At 74.4% G+C, this 16,985-nt stretch carries 18 protein-coding genes and 1 pseudogene; 7 read left to right on the top strand and 12 right to left on the bottom strand.

Annotation, left to right across the window (positions count from 1 at the left end; translation table 11 throughout):
* Positions 1 to 33: 33 nt before the first annotated feature.
* The 5 genes from ACQ452_RS02195 to ACQ452_RS02175 are packed head-to-tail and all read right to left on the bottom strand — an operon-like array spanning position 34 to position 4,639.
* Positions 34 to 810 carry an ABC transporter ATP-binding protein gene (locus ACQ452_RS02195; protein WP_433389347.1) on the bottom strand — a complete coding sequence of 259 codons (777 nt, stop codon included), beginning with the start codon at positions 808 to 810 and terminating at the stop codon, positions 34 to 36.
* Positions 807 to 1,826 carry a FecCD family ABC transporter permease gene (locus tag ACQ452_RS02190; RefSeq protein ID WP_433389346.1) on the bottom strand — a complete coding sequence of 340 codons (1,020 nt, stop codon included), beginning with the start codon at positions 1,824 to 1,826 and terminating at the stop codon, positions 807 to 809. Before ACQ452_RS02190 ends, ACQ452_RS02195 begins: the two co-directional genes overlap by 4 nt.
* The gene (locus ACQ452_RS02185; protein WP_433389345.1) at positions 1,823 to 2,833 is read right to left on the bottom strand and encodes a FecCD family ABC transporter permease; all 1,011 of its coding nucleotides are present in this window, start codon (positions 2,831 to 2,833) and stop codon (positions 1,823 to 1,825) included. The genes ACQ452_RS02190 and ACQ452_RS02185 overlap by 4 nt, the downstream gene beginning before the upstream one ends.
* A complete protein-coding gene (locus ACQ452_RS02180; protein ID WP_433389344.1) occupies positions 2,823 to 3,638 on the bottom strand; it encodes a siderophore-interacting protein in 816 nt (271 codons plus the stop codon). Before ACQ452_RS02180 ends, ACQ452_RS02185 begins: the two co-directional genes overlap by 11 nt.
* Positions 3,635 to 4,639: an ABC transporter substrate-binding protein gene (locus ACQ452_RS02175; RefSeq protein ID WP_433389343.1), complete on the bottom strand. Its 1,005-nt coding sequence runs from the start codon at positions 4,637 to 4,639 to the stop codon at positions 3,635 to 3,637. The genes ACQ452_RS02180 and ACQ452_RS02175 overlap by 4 nt, the downstream gene beginning before the upstream one ends.
* 125 nt (positions 4,640 to 4,764) lie before the next feature.
* On the opposite strand from ACQ452_RS02175, the gene ACQ452_RS02170 reads away from it, so the two are divergent.
* On the top strand, positions 4,765 to 5,610 hold the full coding sequence (locus tag ACQ452_RS02170; protein ID WP_433389342.1) for a helix-turn-helix domain-containing protein: 846 nt from the start codon (positions 4,765 to 4,767) through the stop codon (positions 5,608 to 5,610).
* Positions 5,611 to 5,697: 87 nt separating this feature from the next.
* On the opposite strand, the gene ACQ452_RS02165 is transcribed toward ACQ452_RS02170, so the two are convergent.
* Positions 5,698 to 6,258, bottom strand: a complete 561-nt coding sequence (locus ACQ452_RS02165) for a type 1 glutamine amidotransferase domain-containing protein (protein WP_433389341.1) — start codon at positions 6,256 to 6,258, stop codon at positions 5,698 to 5,700.
* A gap of 145 nt (positions 6,259 to 6,403) precedes the next feature.
* Here ACQ452_RS02165 and rfaE2 point away from each other — a divergent pair, with 145 nt between their 5' ends.
* A complete protein-coding gene (gene rfaE2, locus ACQ452_RS02160; protein WP_433389340.1) occupies positions 6,404 to 8,167 on the top strand; it encodes a D-glycero-beta-D-manno-heptose 1-phosphate adenylyltransferase in 1,764 nt (587 codons plus the stop codon).
* Complete coding sequence (locus ACQ452_RS02155) at positions 8,164 to 9,042, top strand: glycosyltransferase family 2 protein (protein WP_433389339.1); 879 nt, start codon at positions 8,164 to 8,166, stop codon at positions 9,040 to 9,042. Before rfaE2 ends, ACQ452_RS02155 begins: the two co-directional genes overlap by 4 nt.
* An 84-nt stretch (positions 9,043 to 9,126) precedes the next feature.
* Here the strand turns inward: ACQ452_RS02155 and ACQ452_RS02150 are convergent, their stop codons facing one another.
* From ACQ452_RS02150 to ACQ452_RS02140, 3 genes are all read right to left on the bottom strand, one after another.
* A complete protein-coding gene (locus ACQ452_RS02150; protein ID WP_433389338.1) occupies positions 9,127 to 10,248 on the bottom strand; it encodes a glycosyltransferase family 9 protein in 1,122 nt (373 codons plus the stop codon).
* 7 nt (positions 10,249 to 10,255) lie between these two features.
* Positions 10,256 to 10,804: an Hsp20/alpha crystallin family protein gene (locus ACQ452_RS02145; RefSeq protein WP_433389337.1), complete on the bottom strand. Its 549-nt coding sequence runs from the start codon at positions 10,802 to 10,804 to the stop codon at positions 10,256 to 10,258.
* 227 nt (positions 10,805 to 11,031) lie between these two features.
* Positions 11,032 to 11,538, bottom strand: a complete 507-nt coding sequence (locus ACQ452_RS02140) for a DUF2231 domain-containing protein (protein ID WP_433389336.1) — start codon at positions 11,536 to 11,538, stop codon at positions 11,032 to 11,034.
* 144 nt (positions 11,539 to 11,682) lie between these two features.
* Between ACQ452_RS02140 and ACQ452_RS02135 the strand changes: the two genes are divergently transcribed.
* From ACQ452_RS02135 to ACQ452_RS02120, 4 genes and pseudogenes are all read left to right on the top strand, one after another.
* The gene (locus ACQ452_RS02135; protein WP_433389335.1) at positions 11,683 to 12,300 is read left to right on the top strand and encodes a pyridoxamine 5'-phosphate oxidase family protein; all 618 of its coding nucleotides are present in this window, start codon (positions 11,683 to 11,685) and stop codon (positions 12,298 to 12,300) included.
* 180 nt (positions 12,301 to 12,480) lie between these two features.
* Complete coding sequence (locus ACQ452_RS02130) at positions 12,481 to 13,173, top strand: winged helix-turn-helix domain-containing protein (RefSeq protein WP_433389334.1); 693 nt, start codon at positions 12,481 to 12,483, stop codon at positions 13,171 to 13,173.
* Positions 13,170 to 14,456: an MFS transporter gene (locus tag ACQ452_RS02125; RefSeq protein WP_433389333.1), complete on the top strand. Its 1,287-nt coding sequence runs from the start codon at positions 13,170 to 13,172 to the stop codon at positions 14,454 to 14,456. The genes ACQ452_RS02130 and ACQ452_RS02125 overlap by 4 nt, the downstream gene beginning before the upstream one ends.
* 149 nt (positions 14,457 to 14,605) lie before the next feature.
* Positions 14,606 to 15,055: pseudogene (locus tag ACQ452_RS02120) on the top strand (SRPBCC family protein); the annotation flags it as partial.
* Positions 15,056 to 15,383: 328 nt separating this feature from the next.
* Here ACQ452_RS02120 and ACQ452_RS02115 read toward each other — a convergent pair.
* The 3 genes from ACQ452_RS02115 to ACQ452_RS02105 form a co-directional block, all read right to left on the bottom strand.
* Entirely contained in the window at positions 15,384 to 15,788 is a 405-nt protein-coding gene (locus tag ACQ452_RS02115; protein WP_433389332.1) for a VOC family protein, read from the bottom strand.
* A gap of 65 nt (positions 15,789 to 15,853) precedes the next feature.
* Entirely contained in the window at positions 15,854 to 16,390 is a 537-nt protein-coding gene (locus tag ACQ452_RS02110) for a DUF4240 domain-containing protein (RefSeq protein WP_433389331.1), read from the bottom strand.
* Positions 16,391 to 16,457: 67 nt separating this feature from the next.
* Positions 16,458 to 16,937, bottom strand: coding sequence for a hypothetical protein (locus tag ACQ452_RS02105; protein WP_433389330.1), 480 nt, complete (start codon positions 16,935 to 16,937; stop codon positions 16,458 to 16,460).
* Positions 16,938 to 16,985: the final 48 nt, after the last annotated feature.

Genomic DNA, 16,985 nt, shown 5'->3' with positions numbered 1-16,985 from the left:
TCAACCACCCTTGAGGTCAATGCCCTCGCGGAGTCAGACGGTCGGCACCACCATCGGGGTGCCGGTGACCGGGTTCGGCAGCACCAGGCACGGCAGGCCGAAGACCTCCCGCATGAGGTCCGCGTCCACCACGTCGGCCGGCGGCCCCTGCGCGACGACCCGGCCACCCTTCATCGCCACCAGGTGGTCGGCGAAGCGGCACGCCTGGTTGATGTCGTGCAGCACCGCGACGATGGTGCGGCCCTCGTCGCGCAGCTTCGCGAAGAGCGCCAGCAGCTCGTACTGGTGGGTGATGTCGAGGAACGTGGTGGGCTCGTCGAGCAGCAGGTACGGCGTCTCCTGCGCCAGCACCATCGCGATCCACACCCGTTGCCGCTGTCCCCCGGACAGCTCCTCGACCCGGCGCTCGGCCAGGTCCGCCACGCCGGCCACCGCCATGGCCGAGCCAACCGCCTCGGAGTCGGCGGCCGACCCCGTGCCCAGCAGGGACTGGTGCGGGTAGCGCCCCCGGGCGACGAGCCGCCGCACGACGATGTCCTCCGGCGCGACCAGTCCCTGCGGCAGGAACCCGACCTCGCGGGCGAACCGCTTCGGACGGTGGTCGGCGACGTCGCGCCCGTCGAGACGGACCACCCCGGACGACGGCGTGAGCAGCCGGACGAGCGACTTCAGCAACGTCGACTTCCCGCACGCGTTGGGCCCGACGATCGCCGTGAAGGCGCCATCCGGCACGGCCAGGCTCACCCGCTCCGACACCACCCGCTCGCCGTAGCCGAGCGTCACGTCGTGCGCGGTCAGGCGGCTGCTCACCGTCGTTTCACCTCCATGCTCAACAACCAGATGAGATAGCAGCCGCCGATGGCCGTGGTGACCACCCCGACGGGCAGCGCGACCGGCGCCAGCAGCAGTTGCGCGACGAGGTCGGCGGCCAGCAGCAGCACCGCGCCGGTCAGCGCCGCCGGCACCAGGGGCACCCCCGCGGCCCGCGCCAGCCGCCGGCCGATCTGGGGCGCGGCGAGGGCGATGAACACGACCGGCCCGGCGACGGCCGTCACCGTGGCGGTGCAGCCCACGCCGGCCAGGACCATCAGCAGCCGGAGCCGACCCAGGCGTACGCCGCTGGTGCGGGCCATGTCGTCGCCCAGTGCCGCCTGGTGCATGGCGTGGGAGATCGCGAGGAGCAGCAGCACGAACAGGCCGATGACGGCTAACGGCAACCGCACCTCGGCCCAGTCCACCCCGTTGAGCGAGCCGGCGCTCCATCCGGTGGCGGCCATCGCCACGTCGAGTTCGGCCCGCAGCACGATCCAGGAGTTGAGCGCGGTGAGCATCGCGTTGACGGCGATGCCGACGACGACCAGCCGCAGGCCGCTGAGCCCGGAGTCCAGCGACAGCAGGTAGATGACCGCGGCGGCCAGCAGCCCGCCCGCCACCGAGCCCGCCGCGAGCTGCCCGGCGGTGCCGTTCAGCACCGTGATCGCCACCAGCGCACCCGTGTACGCGCCCGCGTCGAGGCCGATGACGTCCGGGCTGCCGAGCGCGTTGCGCGTCAGGTTCTGGAAGATCGCCCCGGCGAGCCCCAGTGCGGCGCCGAAGACCAGCGCGGCCGTGACCCGGGGCAACCGCCATTCCCTGATCACGAAGGCCGACCCGTCTGCCCCGGCCAGGGCGGTGAACACCTCCGCCGGGGTGGCCCAGTCCTGCCCCTGGCAGAGGCCCAGCACGGCGAGGCCCGCCGCGAGGACCACCAGCACCGACGACACGACGGCCGTCCGCCGCTCGACCTCGACCTCGACCGGTCCCGCCCGCAGCGTCAGTGTGCTCACAGCGCCGCCGTCCCGTAACGACGCACGGCCCAGATCAGCACCGGGCCGCCCAGGAACGCCGTGACGATCGACACCGGGACCTCGCCGGTGGGCAGCAGGACCCGCGAGCCGATGTCGGCGACGATCAGCAGGATCGGCCCGAGCAGCATCGAGTACGCCATGATCCACGGAATCGAGTCGGTCGCCAGCCGCCGTGCCAGGTGCGGCACCATGAGGCCGACGAACGCGATCGGGCCGGCGACCGCGGTCGCGACACCGGCGAGCACGGTGACGAGCACCAGGACGGTGATCCGGATCCGCGTCACGCGGGCGCCGAGCGTGTGGGCGACGTCCTCGCCGAGGGCCAGCGCGTTCAGCGGCCCGGTCGTGGCGAGCGCGGCGGCCAGGGCGAGCACGGTCACCAGCACGGGCACGGCCAGCGGGGTCTGCTCGGTGCCGGCCAGCGTTCCCACCGACCAGAACCGGTACCGGTCGAAGACGTCGGGGAAGCTGAGCCGCAGGCCGAGCGAGACGCCCATCAGGACCCAGCTCAGCGCGACGCCGGCCAGGATCAGCCGTAGCGGCGAGACCCGGCCGACGGCGTGGACCACGACCGCGGCGACGGCGGCACCGGCCACCGCGAGCCCGAGCTGCCCGGCCTGCGATCCGGCGATGCCCGCCAGGACACCCACGTTGATCGCGAAGCCCGCCCCGGCGGTCACGCCGAGGATGCCCGGCTCGGCCAGCGGGTTGCGGGTGAGCGTCTGGATCAGCACCCCGGCCACGCCCAGGGCGGCGCCGACGCAGCCGCCGACGATCGTGCGGGGCAGCCGGATGTCGCGTACGACGAGGTGGTCGGTGGTGCCGGCGAAGTCGGTGAGGGCCCGCCAGACCTCGACCAGCGCGACGGGCCGGGTGCCCACCGCCAGGCTCGCGCCCGCCGCGACGACGAGCAGCGCGGCGGACCCGAGCAGAAACGGCACCCGGCGGGACAGGTCGGTCCTCCGGTGGGACAGGTCAGTCTTCAAGCCCGGCGATCCCGCGTTTCCAGTAGCCGGTGACCAGCGCGTCGTCGCGCTCCGGACGCCAGGAGCGCAGCGCCCTGACGTCGGTCGCCTCGCCGGCGGCGAAGAGGAACGTCCGTCCGGCGGGCAGGCGCAGCGCCCGCACCGCCTCCGCCAGCGTCGACCGGTCGCCCTCGCGGACCAGCCAGGTCACGGCCACCGAGTCGCGCGACGCCAGCGGGTAGTCCCGTTCGGCGGCGTCGCCGACCTCGGCCACCACGTGCGCCGACACGTCGGCCGGCGCGTCCTCGAGCCACCGGCCCACCGCCGGCAGGGCGGTTTCGTCGACCGCGAAGACGTAGTGGTCGTAGTGGTGGGGGAACGCCTTCGCCCCGGGCGGGCCGGCGATCGTCACGTCGTCGCCGACCGCCGCCGACGCCGCCCAGGTGGAGGCGACGCCGCCGTCGTGCAGCACGAAGTCCAGGTCGATCTCGTGCGCGGCGGCGTCGTAGCGGCGCACCGTGTACTTGCGGGTGGTGGGCAGCGGACGCGGCCACCGCAGCATGTCCCGCGCGCCCGGGACAGGGTCGCGCCGGGTGCCGTCCGGATCGGGAAAGACGATCTTGACGTGGTCGTCGGCCTGGTAGGTGTGGAAGCCGTCGAGGCCCGGGCCGCCGAGGGTCAGCCGCAGCATGCGCGGGGTCAGCTGCCGCCGGGCGACGACCCGGACGCGGCGCACCCCGATCGGATACCCGATCCGGGCCGTGCCGCTGCCGGCACGGTGGTGCGCGGCGACCCGGGCAGCCGGGTCGTGCCGGTCCACGGTCATCGGGTGAGCAGCGGCGCGAACGCCTTGTCGACGGAGTCGAGGGTCATGAGGGCCGACTCGTACGTCGCCGCCTCCGTGTACCGCAGCGGGAACACCCGACCCGCCTGCACCGCGGGCAGGTTCTTCCACAGCGCGGAGTCGAGCACCTGCTTCACCGCCTCGGCCGGGGTGCCGTCGGGCTGGACCGTGTAGGTGATGGCGTCGGCCGCACCGAAGCTCTCCGGCAGTTCCTCGAGCGCGGGGTACTCGCTCACGTCGCGCCCACCGCCGGCCTTCTCCTTGACCTCGCCGTAGTAGGTGACGCCGGCGTCCTGGGCGATGTTCGTGCCCCACGCCTTGGCGAACTCACGCTGGAAGGTGCCCTTCGAGATGTCGCCGTAGGAGCCCAGGTGCCCGAACTTGAGGCCGGCGAGCGCGGTGCCGTACCTGGCCTTCAGCTCCCCCGCCTTCTTGTCGTACGCCTCCTTGGCGGCCTGGAAGTTGGCGGTGCGACCGGCGGCGTCGGACTGGCGGCGGGACAGCTCGCGCCAGGCGTCGGGCACGGTGGGGCCGATCGCCACGACGGGCGCGATGCTCTCGAGCCGCTTCAGGTCGATGTCGCCGAGGACGGGCTTCGGCACGCCGATCACGATGAGGTCCGGCTTGGCGGCGGCGATGGCCTCGTAGTTCGTCTCGGCGGCCGACTCGCCGGCGACCTTGGACAGCCGGTCGTAGGTGACGCGGTCCTGCTCGGTCATCATCGCCAGGCCGCGCTTCCAGGTCGAGATCCCCACCAGTGCGGCGTCGGCCTCGATGAGGACCGGGACCGCGTAGCCGGTGGCGACGACGCGCTTCGGGTCGACGGGGATGCGGATCTCGCCGTTGTCGGCGGCGAAGACGCGGGTCTCGGAGCCGCCGCCGGACGTCGCGGCTGATTCGTCGCCGTCCGACCCGCAGCCGCTCAGCACGGCGAGGGCCAGGACTGCGGCAACGGTCAGCCGCCGGTGCTGTCGTACGGACATCTACCAGTTCCTTCGAGGGGCGTGAGAGGGTGGCAACCCCGCTGGGCTGCGCAGGTTAGGTTAGCCTTACTTTCGGGTGTGGGATGTCGACGAGAGGTCAACCGATGTCGGGGAGAGGTCAGAGCGTGACGGTGACGGGCCCGACCACGGCGGATCCCGCCAGCTGCGACGAGTTCGGCTACGGCCTCGGCCACCCCGACGGCATCCTCGTCCTGCGGTACCGGTCGGTGACCCGCCTGGCCTTCGGCGAGAACCGGCAGGACTTCCTGCACCAGCTCTACTGGTCGCCCGACGGCCTGCTCTCGGCCCGCCACGGCCGGCACAGCACCTTCGTCGGCCCCGACGAGGTCTTCTGGGTCCACCGGGCGGTGACCCACGAGGTGCACGCGGCCGACCGGCAGTCCGTCTACCGCATCTGCCTGCGGGAGGTGCCGACCGCCCTGGCCGGGCTGCGTGCCGGCGCCGCCACCATCGACGCCGACGCGGCCCGGCTCGTCCTCGCGCTCACCGAGCGGGGGTACGACGAACGCGACGCACCCCACGCCCGCAGCCGCATCATGGCCGGGCTCACCCCCCTGGCCCGGCCGGCCGACGACCGGCCGGCCGGCGGACCGGGCGTCGCGGTGGCGGTCGCCACCGCGCTGGCCCACGACCCCGGCGACGCCACCGGCCTCGCCGAATGGGCCGAACGCCTGCACGTCAGCGTCAAGACGCTGCAACGCGACTTCGACCGCGAGTTCGGCATGTCGTACTCGCAGTGGCGCACGAGGTTACGCCTGCGCGCGTCGCTGGCGCTGCTGGAGACCCGACCGGTCGGCGAGGTCGCCCGACGCATCGGGTACGCCAGCCCGTCCGCCTTCATCTCCGCCTTCGCCCGCGAGTACGGCTGCACGCCCGGTCGCGCCGCCGCGCTGCGGCGCACCGACCTGTCCCCGCCGTCGCGCCCCCTGCCGGCGGCCACCCGTCCGTAGCCGCCCGGCCGGGCACCCGCTCAAGGACGGGCGGAAGCAACGAGGGGCCGGTGCCCCCGGCACCGGCCCCTCGCCTGCTGTCAGCGGTCAACGCGCCGGGTGGGCGCCCTCGGCGAACTCCTCGACGAGCTTGGCGCAGAAGGCGGGCAGGTCGTCCGGCTTCCGGCTGCTGACCAGGCCGTTGTCCGTCACGACCTGCTCGTCGACCCAGTCCGCGCCGGCGTTGGTCAGGTCGGTGCGCAGGCTCGGCCAGGAGGTCATCCGGCGTCCCCGCACCACGTCCGCCTCGATCAGCGTCCACGGGCCGTGACAGATCACCCCGACCGGCTTGCCGGCGTCGAAGAACGCCCTGACGAACCGCACCGCGTCCGCGTCGGTCCGCAGGAAGTCCGGGTTCGCCACCCCGCCGGGCAGCACCAACGCGTCGTAGCCGCCGGCGTCCGCGTCGGCCGCCGTCACGTCCACGTCGTACGTCTTGGACTGGTCCAGGTGGTTGAAGGACTGGATGCTGCCGGGCTTCAGCGAGACCAGCTCCACCGTGGCGCCGGCCCGCTCCACCGCCTCGCGGGGCTGGACGTACTCGACCTCCTCGACGCCGTCGGCGGCCAGGAACGCGATCCGCTTGCCCTGAAGTGTCGTCGCTGCCATCGTGGTGTCTCTCCTCTCGGGGGTACCCTCCGTCCCTTCCCGGCGGCAGGTGCCCGAAACCCCCGCCCGACGGCGTCACCCGCCCCGGAACCCCTGCCCGGGCGGCGTCAGGTTTGGCCCGGACCCCCCGGGGGACCCGGCACGCATGGCAGGAGGAGCAGCGGAACAGCGCCGGCTCGCCGCGGTGGTGGAGGGCTGGCTCGGGCGTCCCGTCCTGGTGATCGGCGACGCCATGCTCGACGACTGGCGGTTCGCCGAGTCCGACCGGCTCTGCCGGGAGGCGCCCGCCCCCGTCCTCACCCTGCGCCGGCGGATCTCCGCGGCCGGCGGGGCGGCGAACACCGCCGTCAACGTCGCCGCGCTCGGGGGCCGGGCGGCGCTCGTGGCGCCCGTCGGCGCGGACGTCGCCGGCGACGAACTGCACGACTGCCTGGACCGGGCGGGCGTCTGGGACCGCACGGTCAACCAGCCCGGCCGGCCCACGCCCGTGAAGCGGCGCATGCTGGCGGGCAACCAGATCCTGCTGCGGGAGGACTCCGGCGACGCCGACGACGCGCTCGACGACGACGGGGTGACCCGGCTGCTCACGGCGCTGGACTGCGCCACCGAGGAGCTGTGCGCCGCCGGCGGAGAACCCCCCACCCTGGTGGTCTGCGACTACGGTCTGGGTGCGCTGTCCGCGCCGGTACGCGCCTGGCTGGTCACCCACCGGCAGCGGTACGCCACCGTCGCGCTGGACGCCCACGACCTGGCCGACTGGCGGGGGCTGGCCCCGACCGTGGTGACCCCCAGCTTCGCCGAGGCGACCCGGCTGCTGGCCCGGGCCGCCGGCACCCGCCCGACGCCGGGGGGCGAACTGCACCTCGACCATCCGGACGGCGATCCGGCCGACGGCCCCTCCGAACTCACGGTCGGCGTCGCCCCCGGCGGCACCGGGCCCGGGATGACCGGCGAGCCGACCCCCGGCGAGGGGCGGGTGGCGATGACCGGGGACGGGCTCACCGTGACCGGCACCGGCGTCACCGTCAACGCCACCGTCGGCGAGGGGGTCGACAGGGCCGTGCTGGCCGAGTCCCGCCTCGCCGAGCTGCGCGCCCACACCGGCGCGGACGTGGTGGCCGTGACCCTGGACACCGACGGCGCGGTGGTCGGCGGGGCGGACGGCGAGCCCCGGCGCAGCCACAGCACCCCGGTGCCGGCCAGCCACGCCGTGGGGGCGGGCGACGCCTACCTGGCGGCGATGACGCTGGCGCTGGCCGCCGACGCGCCGCTGCCCACCGCCGCGCAACTGGCCCAGCTCGCCGCGACCATCACCGTCTCGGACACCGGCACCTGCGTGTGCACCCGGGAGGACCTGCTCGTCGCCCTGGACGCCCCGGTCGACGGGGCGGGGCACCGGGCGCTCGTCGGCACCGGCGAGCTGGCCGCCCTCGTCGCGGAGCACCGCCGGGCGGGCCGCGCGATCGTCTTCACCAACGGCTGCTTCGACGTGCTGCACCGTGGCCACGTGCGCTACCTGCAACAGGCCCGCGCGCTCGGCGACCTGCTGGTGGTGGCGGTCAACTCCGACGGCAGCGTACGGCGGCTGAAGGGCCCCGACCGGCCGGTGAACCCGGTCGAGGACCGCATCGCCCTGCTCGCCGCGCTGGCCTGCGTCGACCACGTGGTGGTCTTCGAGGAGGACTCCCCGGCCGGGCTGATCGAGACCGTCCGCCCCGACGTCTACGTCAAGGGCGGCGACTACCCGCCGGAGATGGTGCCGGAGGCGCCGCTGGTACGCCGCCTCGGCGGGCAGGTCCGCACCCTCGGGTACGTGCCGGACCGGTCCACCTCGGCGATCATCGACCGGATCCGGGCGCACGGCCAGGAACCCCAGGAGGACACCTCCCTGACGAGCAAGCCGTCGTGAACCGCCCGCTCGACCTCGGCACGGCCGGGCAGTTCCGCGCGGGGCGGCTGCTCGACGTGCTGATCCCGACCCGCAACCGCCCCGCCGAGCTGGCGGTCACCCTCGCCGGGCTGGCCGCCCAGGAGGGCGTTCCCGGTTTCGGCGTGGTGGTCAGCGACCAGTCCGACGGCGACGCCGCGTACCGGCATCCGGCGGCGGCCACCCTGGTCCGGGCGCTGCGCCACCGGGGGCACCCGGTGCTGCTGACCCGCCGGCTGCCCCGGCGCGGGCTGGCCGAACACCGGGCGTACCTGCTGGCCGCGTCCGCCGCCCGGTACGTGCTCTGCCTCGACGACGACGTCTGGCTGGAGCCGGGCACCCTGCACCGGCTGGTCACCGCCATCGGGGAGCTGGGCTGCGGCTTCGTCGGCAACGCGGTGCACGGGCTGTCGTACGCCGAGGACGTCCGGCCGGAGACGCACCGGCACTACGAGGAGTGGACGGGCCCACCCGCCCCGGAACGGATCCGCCCGGGCACCCCCGAGTGGGAGCGGGCGACGATCCACTCGGCGGCGAACCTGCTGCACGTCACCCGGCGGCTCGACCTGCCGGCCGGGGCCTGGCGCGCGTACCGGGTGTCCTGGGTGGGCGGTTGCGTGCTCTACGACCGGGCGAAGCTGCTCGACTCCGGCGGGTTCGACTTCTGGCGGCGGGTGCACGAGAAGCACCAGGGCGAGGACGTCGCCGCCCAGCTCGCCGTGCTGGCGCGGTTCGGCGGCGCCGGCGTCCTGCCCAGCGGCGCGTACCACCTGGAGTCGCCGACCACGGTCACGGACCGGGAGGTGGAGGCGTGGGAGGTCGTGCTCGCCGACGACGACGCGGCCCAGCGGGTCTGAGGCGGCGGCCACCGCGCTGTCGACCGGGTACCGCTGACCGCCGCCTTTCACGGCTTGGGCCCGGCAGCGGCGCGGCCGGGCCGCTCAGGGTGCGCCGGGCTCGGGGCGGAGCAGTTCCCGGGCGGCCTCCACGACCTCGACCACCGGCACGTCGGTGACGAAGGAGTCCCGGTGCGGGCACTCGCCGTCGCCGGGGCGGTGCGGATAGATGCCGGGGGTGCAGTCCACCGCGCAGACCGGGCAGCGCACCGTCCACGAGCTGATCGGCCGGTGCCGCCCGCGCAGCGGGTTCGCCACCGTGATCAGGTTGCCGACCCAGTAGATGCCGACGGTCGCGGTGCCCACGGCGGCGGCCAGGTGCAGCGGCCCGGTGTCGTTGGAGACCACCAGCTCACAGCCGGCGTAGCAGCCGGCCAGCCCGCCGAGGCCGAGCGTGCCCACCTGGGGGCGCACCGGCACCCCGGCCGCGGCGACCACCGCGTCCACCACCTCCCGTTCGGCGGGGGTGCCGGTGACCAGCACCTCGTACCCGTCGCCGACCAGCTCGCGGGCCACCTCGGCGAAGCGTTCGGCGGGCCAGCGCCGGCGGGTGTCCGTGGCCCCGGGATGCAGCGCCACCCTCGGCCGCGCCGCCGGCCCGAGCACCCCGGCCGCCTCGGCCCGGTCGGCGTCGGTCACGGCCAGCGCCGGCACGATCGTGGTGGCGCCCGCCCCGACCAGCCCGGCCACCTCCAGGTAGCGGATCACCTCGTGCTGGTAGTAGACGTACCGGATCCAACGGTCCAGCGGCGGCGCGTCCTCGGCGCGCAGCCCGGCGGTGACCCGCGCGCCGAGGGCACCGACGAACGGGTTGGAGTTGGCGCCCCCGCCGTGCAGCTGCAACGCCAGGTCGAAGCGTTCCGCGCGGGCGGCGGCGAGGAAGGCGTGCGGCGTGGACTCCGCCTCGCCCGGCTCCGGGTGCCGGATCCCCGGCGCGGGCGGCACCACCAGCACGCGGTCCACCGGGCCGGGCCGGTCGCGCCAGAGCTTCGCGTGCCACGGCGCACCGAGCAGCACGATCTCCGCCTCCGGGTACGCGGCCCGCAACGCCTCCAGCGCCGGCAGGACGAAGATGAAGTCGCCGAGCGCGTTGGCCCGCAGCACGGCGATCCGCGCGACGTCGGGCACGCGCCCGGCGACCGGCCCGAGCAGTTCCGGGATGATCACGCGGGCCCTACGGCCGGCCGGTCTCGCCGCCGGCGATGTCCGGGTGGTGCATCTCCCGGTCCGCGGCCGGGTCGACGGCGCTCGGCGTACCCCCGACGGGGCCGGCGGGGCGGGGGCCGGTGCGGCCGACGGTGATGGTGCGCGGCGCGGGCCGGGTGGCCCGGGGCAGCCGCACCCGCAGCAGGCCGTGGTCCATGACCGCGTCGATGGTGTCGGGATCCACCCGGGACGGCAGGTCGACCCGGTATTCGAAGCCCCGGGTCTCGAAGCCGCCGGGGATGCCGTGGTCGGCGTTGACCTCGGCCTCGGAGCGGGCCCGGACGCAGAGCTCCCGGTCGTCCAGCTCGACGGCCACCTCCTCCGGCGCAACCCCGGGCAGCCGCACGACGACCTCCCAGCCGTCGGCGATCTCGGCCAGTTCGACGTCCGGTGGCCCGGCCCGGCCGCCGACCAGCCGGCGCAGCTCCGTACGCAGGGACTGGAGTTCGCCCATCGGGTCCCAGCCCTGCTGCCGGCCGCGCCAGCCCCGGCCGGTCCCGCCGCTCTGCTCGCTCATGCCGCCCCTCCGCTCATGACCCGTGCGCTCACGCCGGCCCCCTGCCGACCGCTCGCTCACGCCGATCCTCTGCTGACCGCTCACCCACGCCGGCCCCTGCCGACCGCTCGCTCACGCCGATCCTCTGCTGACCGGTCACCCACGCCGATCCCTGCCGACCGCTCGCTCATGCCGGCCCGTCGAGGGTCGGCGGGGCACTGCCGTGCCGGAGCCGCTGGCCCGCCCGCTCACGCCGGGCCGCCGACCCGCTGGGTGGCCGCCGGGGGCCGCAGGGAGCTGGGCGCGTCCAGGCCGGCGTCGCGGTCCACGCCGACGCCGAGCCGGTCGACGAGTTCCCCGCCCAACCAGGCGCTGACGCCGAGGATGGCCAGCGCGACCACCTCGATGGCGATCAGTGCGCCGCCGGCGGCGCGGGAGTCGGCGTTGAGCCGGACCACCCAGATCGCGGCGAAGAGCAGGATCACCGCCACGTTGGCGGCGGCGTGGGTCAGCGCCACCCGCTTCGCGCGGGTGCCCGACGGAATGGCCAGCAGGTCGAACGTCCCGGCCGCCGCGGCCAGCAGGCCGCCGATCAGGCCGACGGTGATGTTCCAGTACGCGACCTCGCCGAGGAAGTCCGGCCCGCCGACGGTGTCCACCAGGTCGAACAGGACGGCGGTGACCAGCAGGCCGACGGGAAACATGACCAGCATGGGGTGGACGGGATGGCCCAGCACCTTGAGTCGGCTCTCCATCGGGCCTCCACTGCTCGGTCTTCCCGGGCGGTCGGGTGAGGCGGTACCCCCGCCCTCTTGGGACAAACCTCGTGCCGTCGTCCTCCGTAGGCTGGCGGAGGGTGGCACGCCGCCACCGGGGTTCAACGCGCGAGGGAGGATCACGTGACGGTGGAGATCACCTCACCGGAGGAGTTACGGGAGCTGCTGGGGCCCCCGATGCCACGGGCGGTGACCAAGGAGCGGCCCGTCCTGCACGCCCGGGACCGGGACTGGCTGGCCGCCTCGCCGTTCTGCCTGGTGGCGACGGCGGGCGCGGACGGCACCTGCGACGTCTCGCCGAAGGGCGACCCGCCCGGTCTCACGCTGGTGCTGGACGAGCAGACCATCGCGATCCCGGAGCGGCCGGGCAACAGGCGTGCCGACGGCTACCGCAACATCCTGGAGAACCCGCACGTCGGGCTGATCTTCCTGATCCCCGGGCGCACCGACACGCTGCGGATCAACGGCCGGGCCCGGCTGGTCCGCGACGCGCCGTGGTTCGACGACCTGGTGGTCGAGGGGCACCGACCGGTCCTCGCCGTGGTGGTGGAGATCGAGCAGATCTTCTACCACTGCGCCAAGGCGTTCCTGCGCTCCCGGCTCTGGCAGCCGGAGAGCTGGCAGCCGGACGCGCTGCCGTCCCGGGCCCGGCTCATCAAGGAGGTCGAGAGCCCGGCGCAGAGCCTGGCGGAGCTGGAGCGCCACTACGGCCCCGACTACGCCGCCACCATCTACGCCTGACATTCCCCGCCCGACCCCACGTGCCCCTCCCGCGGTCGCCGTGGTGATCAGGACGCCATGGGCGTCAAACCCACCGGTTGACGTCCATGGCGTCCTGATCACCTTTGGCGGCCCCTCCCGGTGGTCGCCACCCCGCAGCCCTCATTGCTAAAGGTGTCTTTATAAAGATAGCTTTAGGGTATGCCGCTGCCCGAGGTGAAGCTCTCCGACCCCAAGGCCCTGCGCGGCTACGCGCACCCGCTGCGGATGGCCCTGATCGGGCTGCTGCGCCAGCAGGGCCCGATGACCGCCACCCAGGCCGCCGAGCGGCTCGGCGAGACCGTACCCAACTGCTCGTTCCACCTCCGCCAGCTCGCCAAGTACGGGCTCGCCGAGCGGGCACCCGGCGCCGACGCCCGCGAGCGACCCTGGCGGGCCACCGCCCTCAACACCTCCTGGGACGACGCCTCGGACGACCCGCAGACCCGGGCGGCCGTCGACCAACTGGGCGCCGCCCAGCTCGCCCTCTACGTCCGCAAGGCCGAGGATTTCCTGGCCCGGCGTGCCGACGAGCCGACGGCCTGGCGGGCGGTCACCGGGTTCGGCGACCGGCAGGTGTACGTCACCGCCGACGAGATGGCCGAGCTGAGGGCGCGCATCGACGGCCTGCTCGCCGAGTACGACGACCGGATCGTCGACCCGACGAAGCGCCCGGCCGGCAGCCGGAAGGTAAGCCTCATCCGCCTGGCCGTCCCCGCCGACCCGCCGCCCGCCGCAGCCACCGGAACCGCCAGCACCACCGCCGGAAACGCCGTCGCCGCCGAAGCCGTCGGCGACGACGTGGGTCCCCGGTCGGCTGCCGGCCGACCGCACCGGACGGACGGCCCACGATGAGCGGCGAGGCGACCACCGCCCCGGCCCCGCCTGCCGGCCCGGCCCGACGCGGCCCGCTGCCCCGGCTGCTGCGCGAGCGGACGTTCCGCCGGTACTGGTCCGCGCAGACGGTGTCGTTCTTCGGCGACGACATCTCCACCCTGGCCCTGCCGCTGCTGGCCGTGCTGGTGTTCGACGCGACGCCGGCCGAGATGGGCTACCTGACCGCCGCCGTGCTCGCCCCGAACCTGCTCTTCTCGCTGCTCGCCGGCGCCTGGGTGGACCGGTACCGGCACAAGCGCCGGCTCATGATGCTCACCGACCTCGGCCGGGCGCTGCTGCTCACCGCCGTGCCGGCCGCCTACCTGCTGGACGTGCTCACAATGGCACAGCTCTACGTGGTCGCCTTCGCGGTCGGCACGCTCGCCGTGCTCTTCGAGGTCGCCCGGGGGCCACTCTTCGTGTCCATCGTGGCCCGTTCCGACTACGTCGAGGCGAACGTGCTGGTCAACGGCAGCCGGTCGCTGTCGCTGGTGGCCGGAAAGAGCATCGGCGGCGTCCTCGTGCAGTTGCTCACCGCCCCGTTCGCCCTGGTCGCCGGCACTCTGTCGTACCTGGTGTCCGCGTACTTCCTGGGGCGGATCCGGCCGACGGAGCCGGCGCCCGCCCGCGGCGGCGGGCTGGCCCTCGGCGCCGGGCTGGGCTTCATCGCGCGGACGCCGATGATGCGCGCGATCCTGCTCGGCACCACCACCGTCAACCTGTTCAACTACATGTTCGTCGCGCTCTTCGTGCTCTACGCCACGCAGCAACTCGGCCTCGCCCCCGGCCTGCTGGGCGTCGTGCTGGGCGCCGGCGCCGTGGGTGGCCTGATCGGCGCGGCGCTCACCGGCCGGCTGGTCCGCCGCTTCGGCGTCGGCCCGACGCTGCTGGCCGGGTTCGTCCTCTTCCCCGCCCCACTGCTGCTCATCCCGCTCGCCGGCGGGCCGACACCGCTGGTCGTCGGGATGCTCCTCGCCGCGGAGTTCCTCTCCGCCGTCGGGGTGATGTTGCTCGACATCTCGACCGGCTCGGTGCAGACCGCGCTCACCCCGCAGGCGCTGCTGGCCCGCGCGGCGGGGGCGCGGCGCACCGTCAGCTACGGCATCCGGCCGGTCGGGGCGCTGCTCGGCGGCGCGCTCGGCAGCGCCCTCGGCGTGCGGCCGGCGCTCTGGATCGCGACGACGGGGGCGCTCGCCGGGGTGCTGTGGGTGGCCTGCACGCCGCTGCGCCGCCTGCACGGGCTCCCCGAGCAGGCGAGCTGAGCGGGTGTGTGAGCGGGTGTGTGAGCGGGTGTCCCGTGTGGTGCACGGGGCCGAGCGGCGGTTGAGCTTCCCTGTCAGGGGTAGGAGTTGGTTGACGAGGACAGCTCTGACACGAGGAGAGCGGTTCGACCTGACGAGGAGGATTGCCCATGACCACGAAGGTCGAGAAGTCCATCGAAGTGCGGGTTCCCATCAGCACCGCCTACAACCAGTGGACGCAGTTCGAGGAGTTTCCCCGCTTCATGGGGGGCGTGCGTGAGGTCCGCCAGCTCGACGACATGCGCATGCACTGGGTGGCCGAGATAGCCGGCGTGCAACGCGAGTGGGACGCCCGGGTCCTGGAGCAGGTGCCCGACCAGAAGGTCGCCTGGGCCGCCACCGAGGGCGTGACCAACGCCGGGGCCGTCTATTTCCAGCCCGTCGACGCCGACCGCACCATGGTCCGGCTGCACCTCGAGTACGAGCCCGAGGGCCTGCTCGAGAAGGCCGGCGACAAGCTCAACATCATCGAGCGGCAGGCCGAATCCGACCTGCGGAAGTTCAAGTCGTACATCGAGGAGCGGGGCGTGGAGACCGGAGCCTGGCGCGGCACGGTCGACAGCGGCGTCGACGTCGGCACGCCGGGCGTCGAGGACGCCGCCGGCACCCTCGGCGACAGTGGCAACGCCGGCGTGTCCGGCAAGGCAGTGGCGGGCGCCGCGGTGGCGGGCACCGCCGTGGCCGGTGCGGCGGCCGGAGCCGCGGCAGCCGCCAGGAACAGCTCCGACGCGCACGCCCGACCGGTCGCCCCGACGGCCGACCCCGGTCACGTGGTCACCGACGTCGAGGACGTCCCCGCGACCGGCTACCCGCACCGCGACCTCTGATCGCTTCCCCTACCCACCCGGTCAGCGGACGGCCCCGGTCATCGCGACCCGGGCCGTCCGCTCAGTGCGGTGCCACCTGCACCGCCCAGAGGTGACCGTCCGGGTCGGCGAAGGTGCCGGTGTAGCCCCACGGCTGCTGGCCCGGCTCGACGACGACCTCCGCACCCGCCGCCCGCGCCCGCCCGACCACCTCGTCCACCTCGGCCGGCGTCTCGGCGGGCAGGTTGAGGACGCACTCGCTCTGCCCGCGCGGGGCCACCTCGCGGCCCCCGATGGCCCAACCGAAACCGCCCGTCGGCACCAGCATGAGGTGAAGGCCGTCGTTGAGCGCGAACTGAAGCGGCTCGGGGACGCCGTCCTCAGCCAGCTCGCCGAGGGCTTTCAGGCCCAGCGCCGCCGAGTAGAAACGGTACGAGGTCGGGCGGTCGGCGATCGGCAGGGCGACGACGACGGGTGTGTGCCGCATGGGCATGCCTCCTGGGAGTTCGGGCTTGGCGGGTCGTCCTTCCCGCCCAACGTTCGATGCGGGATTCAGAAGCTCCAGCCGGCCGGGTTGGTGCAGGACTCCCGGGAGATGCCGGAGCCGGTCTCCGGCCAGCCGCCGAACCGCTCCTCGTGCAGGTTGGCGAAGAAGTAGCACATGCCCTCACACTCGCCGTCGGGCACGGCCATGGCGGGATCGGCGCGCACCGCCTCGTAGAACTCGCGCCCGAGCGCGACGACGTGCCCCCGGCAGTAGAGGAACCCGTCGTCGGAGCCGTCGGTCACCGCCTGCACGTCGGCCCGGTCGATGTCGTACAGCTTGCGCTCGAGCACCCTGTCCAGGTCGGTCAGCTCCGGGCTGGACAGGCCGGCGGTGAGCTGGCGGAGACTGTCGAGGAACCGGTCGAGCCACGCGTCGATGGCGTAGACGTCCCCGCCGTTGGCCCCGGGGGCCCGGGTCAGGAGGGCCCGCCGGTGTGCCGCCGGCTCGTCGCCGAGCCGCTGCCACGCCGACTCGACGAGGGCCCAGAACCTCGCCTCGGCCTCGCCGCTCGGCATCCTCGCATCACCCGCAGGCCCGGTCATGGCGGGAGCGTAGCGACCACCACCGACATCGACGCCTGCCGCCGGCCCCCGGGGCGCGACGCCTGCGTCAACCGGCCTGCTCGCGGCCCGCCGACGGCAGCCGCCGGCGGGACCTCGCCCGCACCACGATCATGAGCACCGCGAGCGCGACGAACAGCGCCGCCGATCCGGCCACCAGGGGGTTGACGAGACCCGGCACCAGGTCCGGGCCGCACGTGGTGTCCCGCAGCGGCCACATCCGCAACGAGCCGTCCTCCGGGCCGCGGTGGTCGTAGCCGTAGAGGTCCGGTCGCGCGAACCCGCACCGGTCGCCGGGATCGGTGACCGCCCCGAAAGTCGTCGTCCTGAGCCCGTAGCCGTAACCGGCCGACGACGCCAGCGCCGCCGCGCCGGCCAGCAGCCATCCGGCCCGCGTCCGCGAGCCGGGCCGCCCGGCCCGACCGTCCCTGAGGGTGAGCGCCGCCAGGCTCGCGAGCACGGCAGCGCCCACGGCGACCAACGGCCAGGCAAGCGCCAACAGCAGCAGCGCGAGGAACACGAGGGCCATGGGAGGGCAACGTACCCGGGTCACCGGCCTGCCCGTGCCCCGGCCGCG

The organism is Micromonospora sp. KLBMP9576 (assembly GCF_050941805.1).
Classification (GTDB): domain Bacteria; phylum Actinomycetota; class Actinomycetes; order Mycobacteriales; family Micromonosporaceae; genus Micromonospora.
This window is presented reverse-complemented; position numbering and strand designations above follow the sequence as displayed.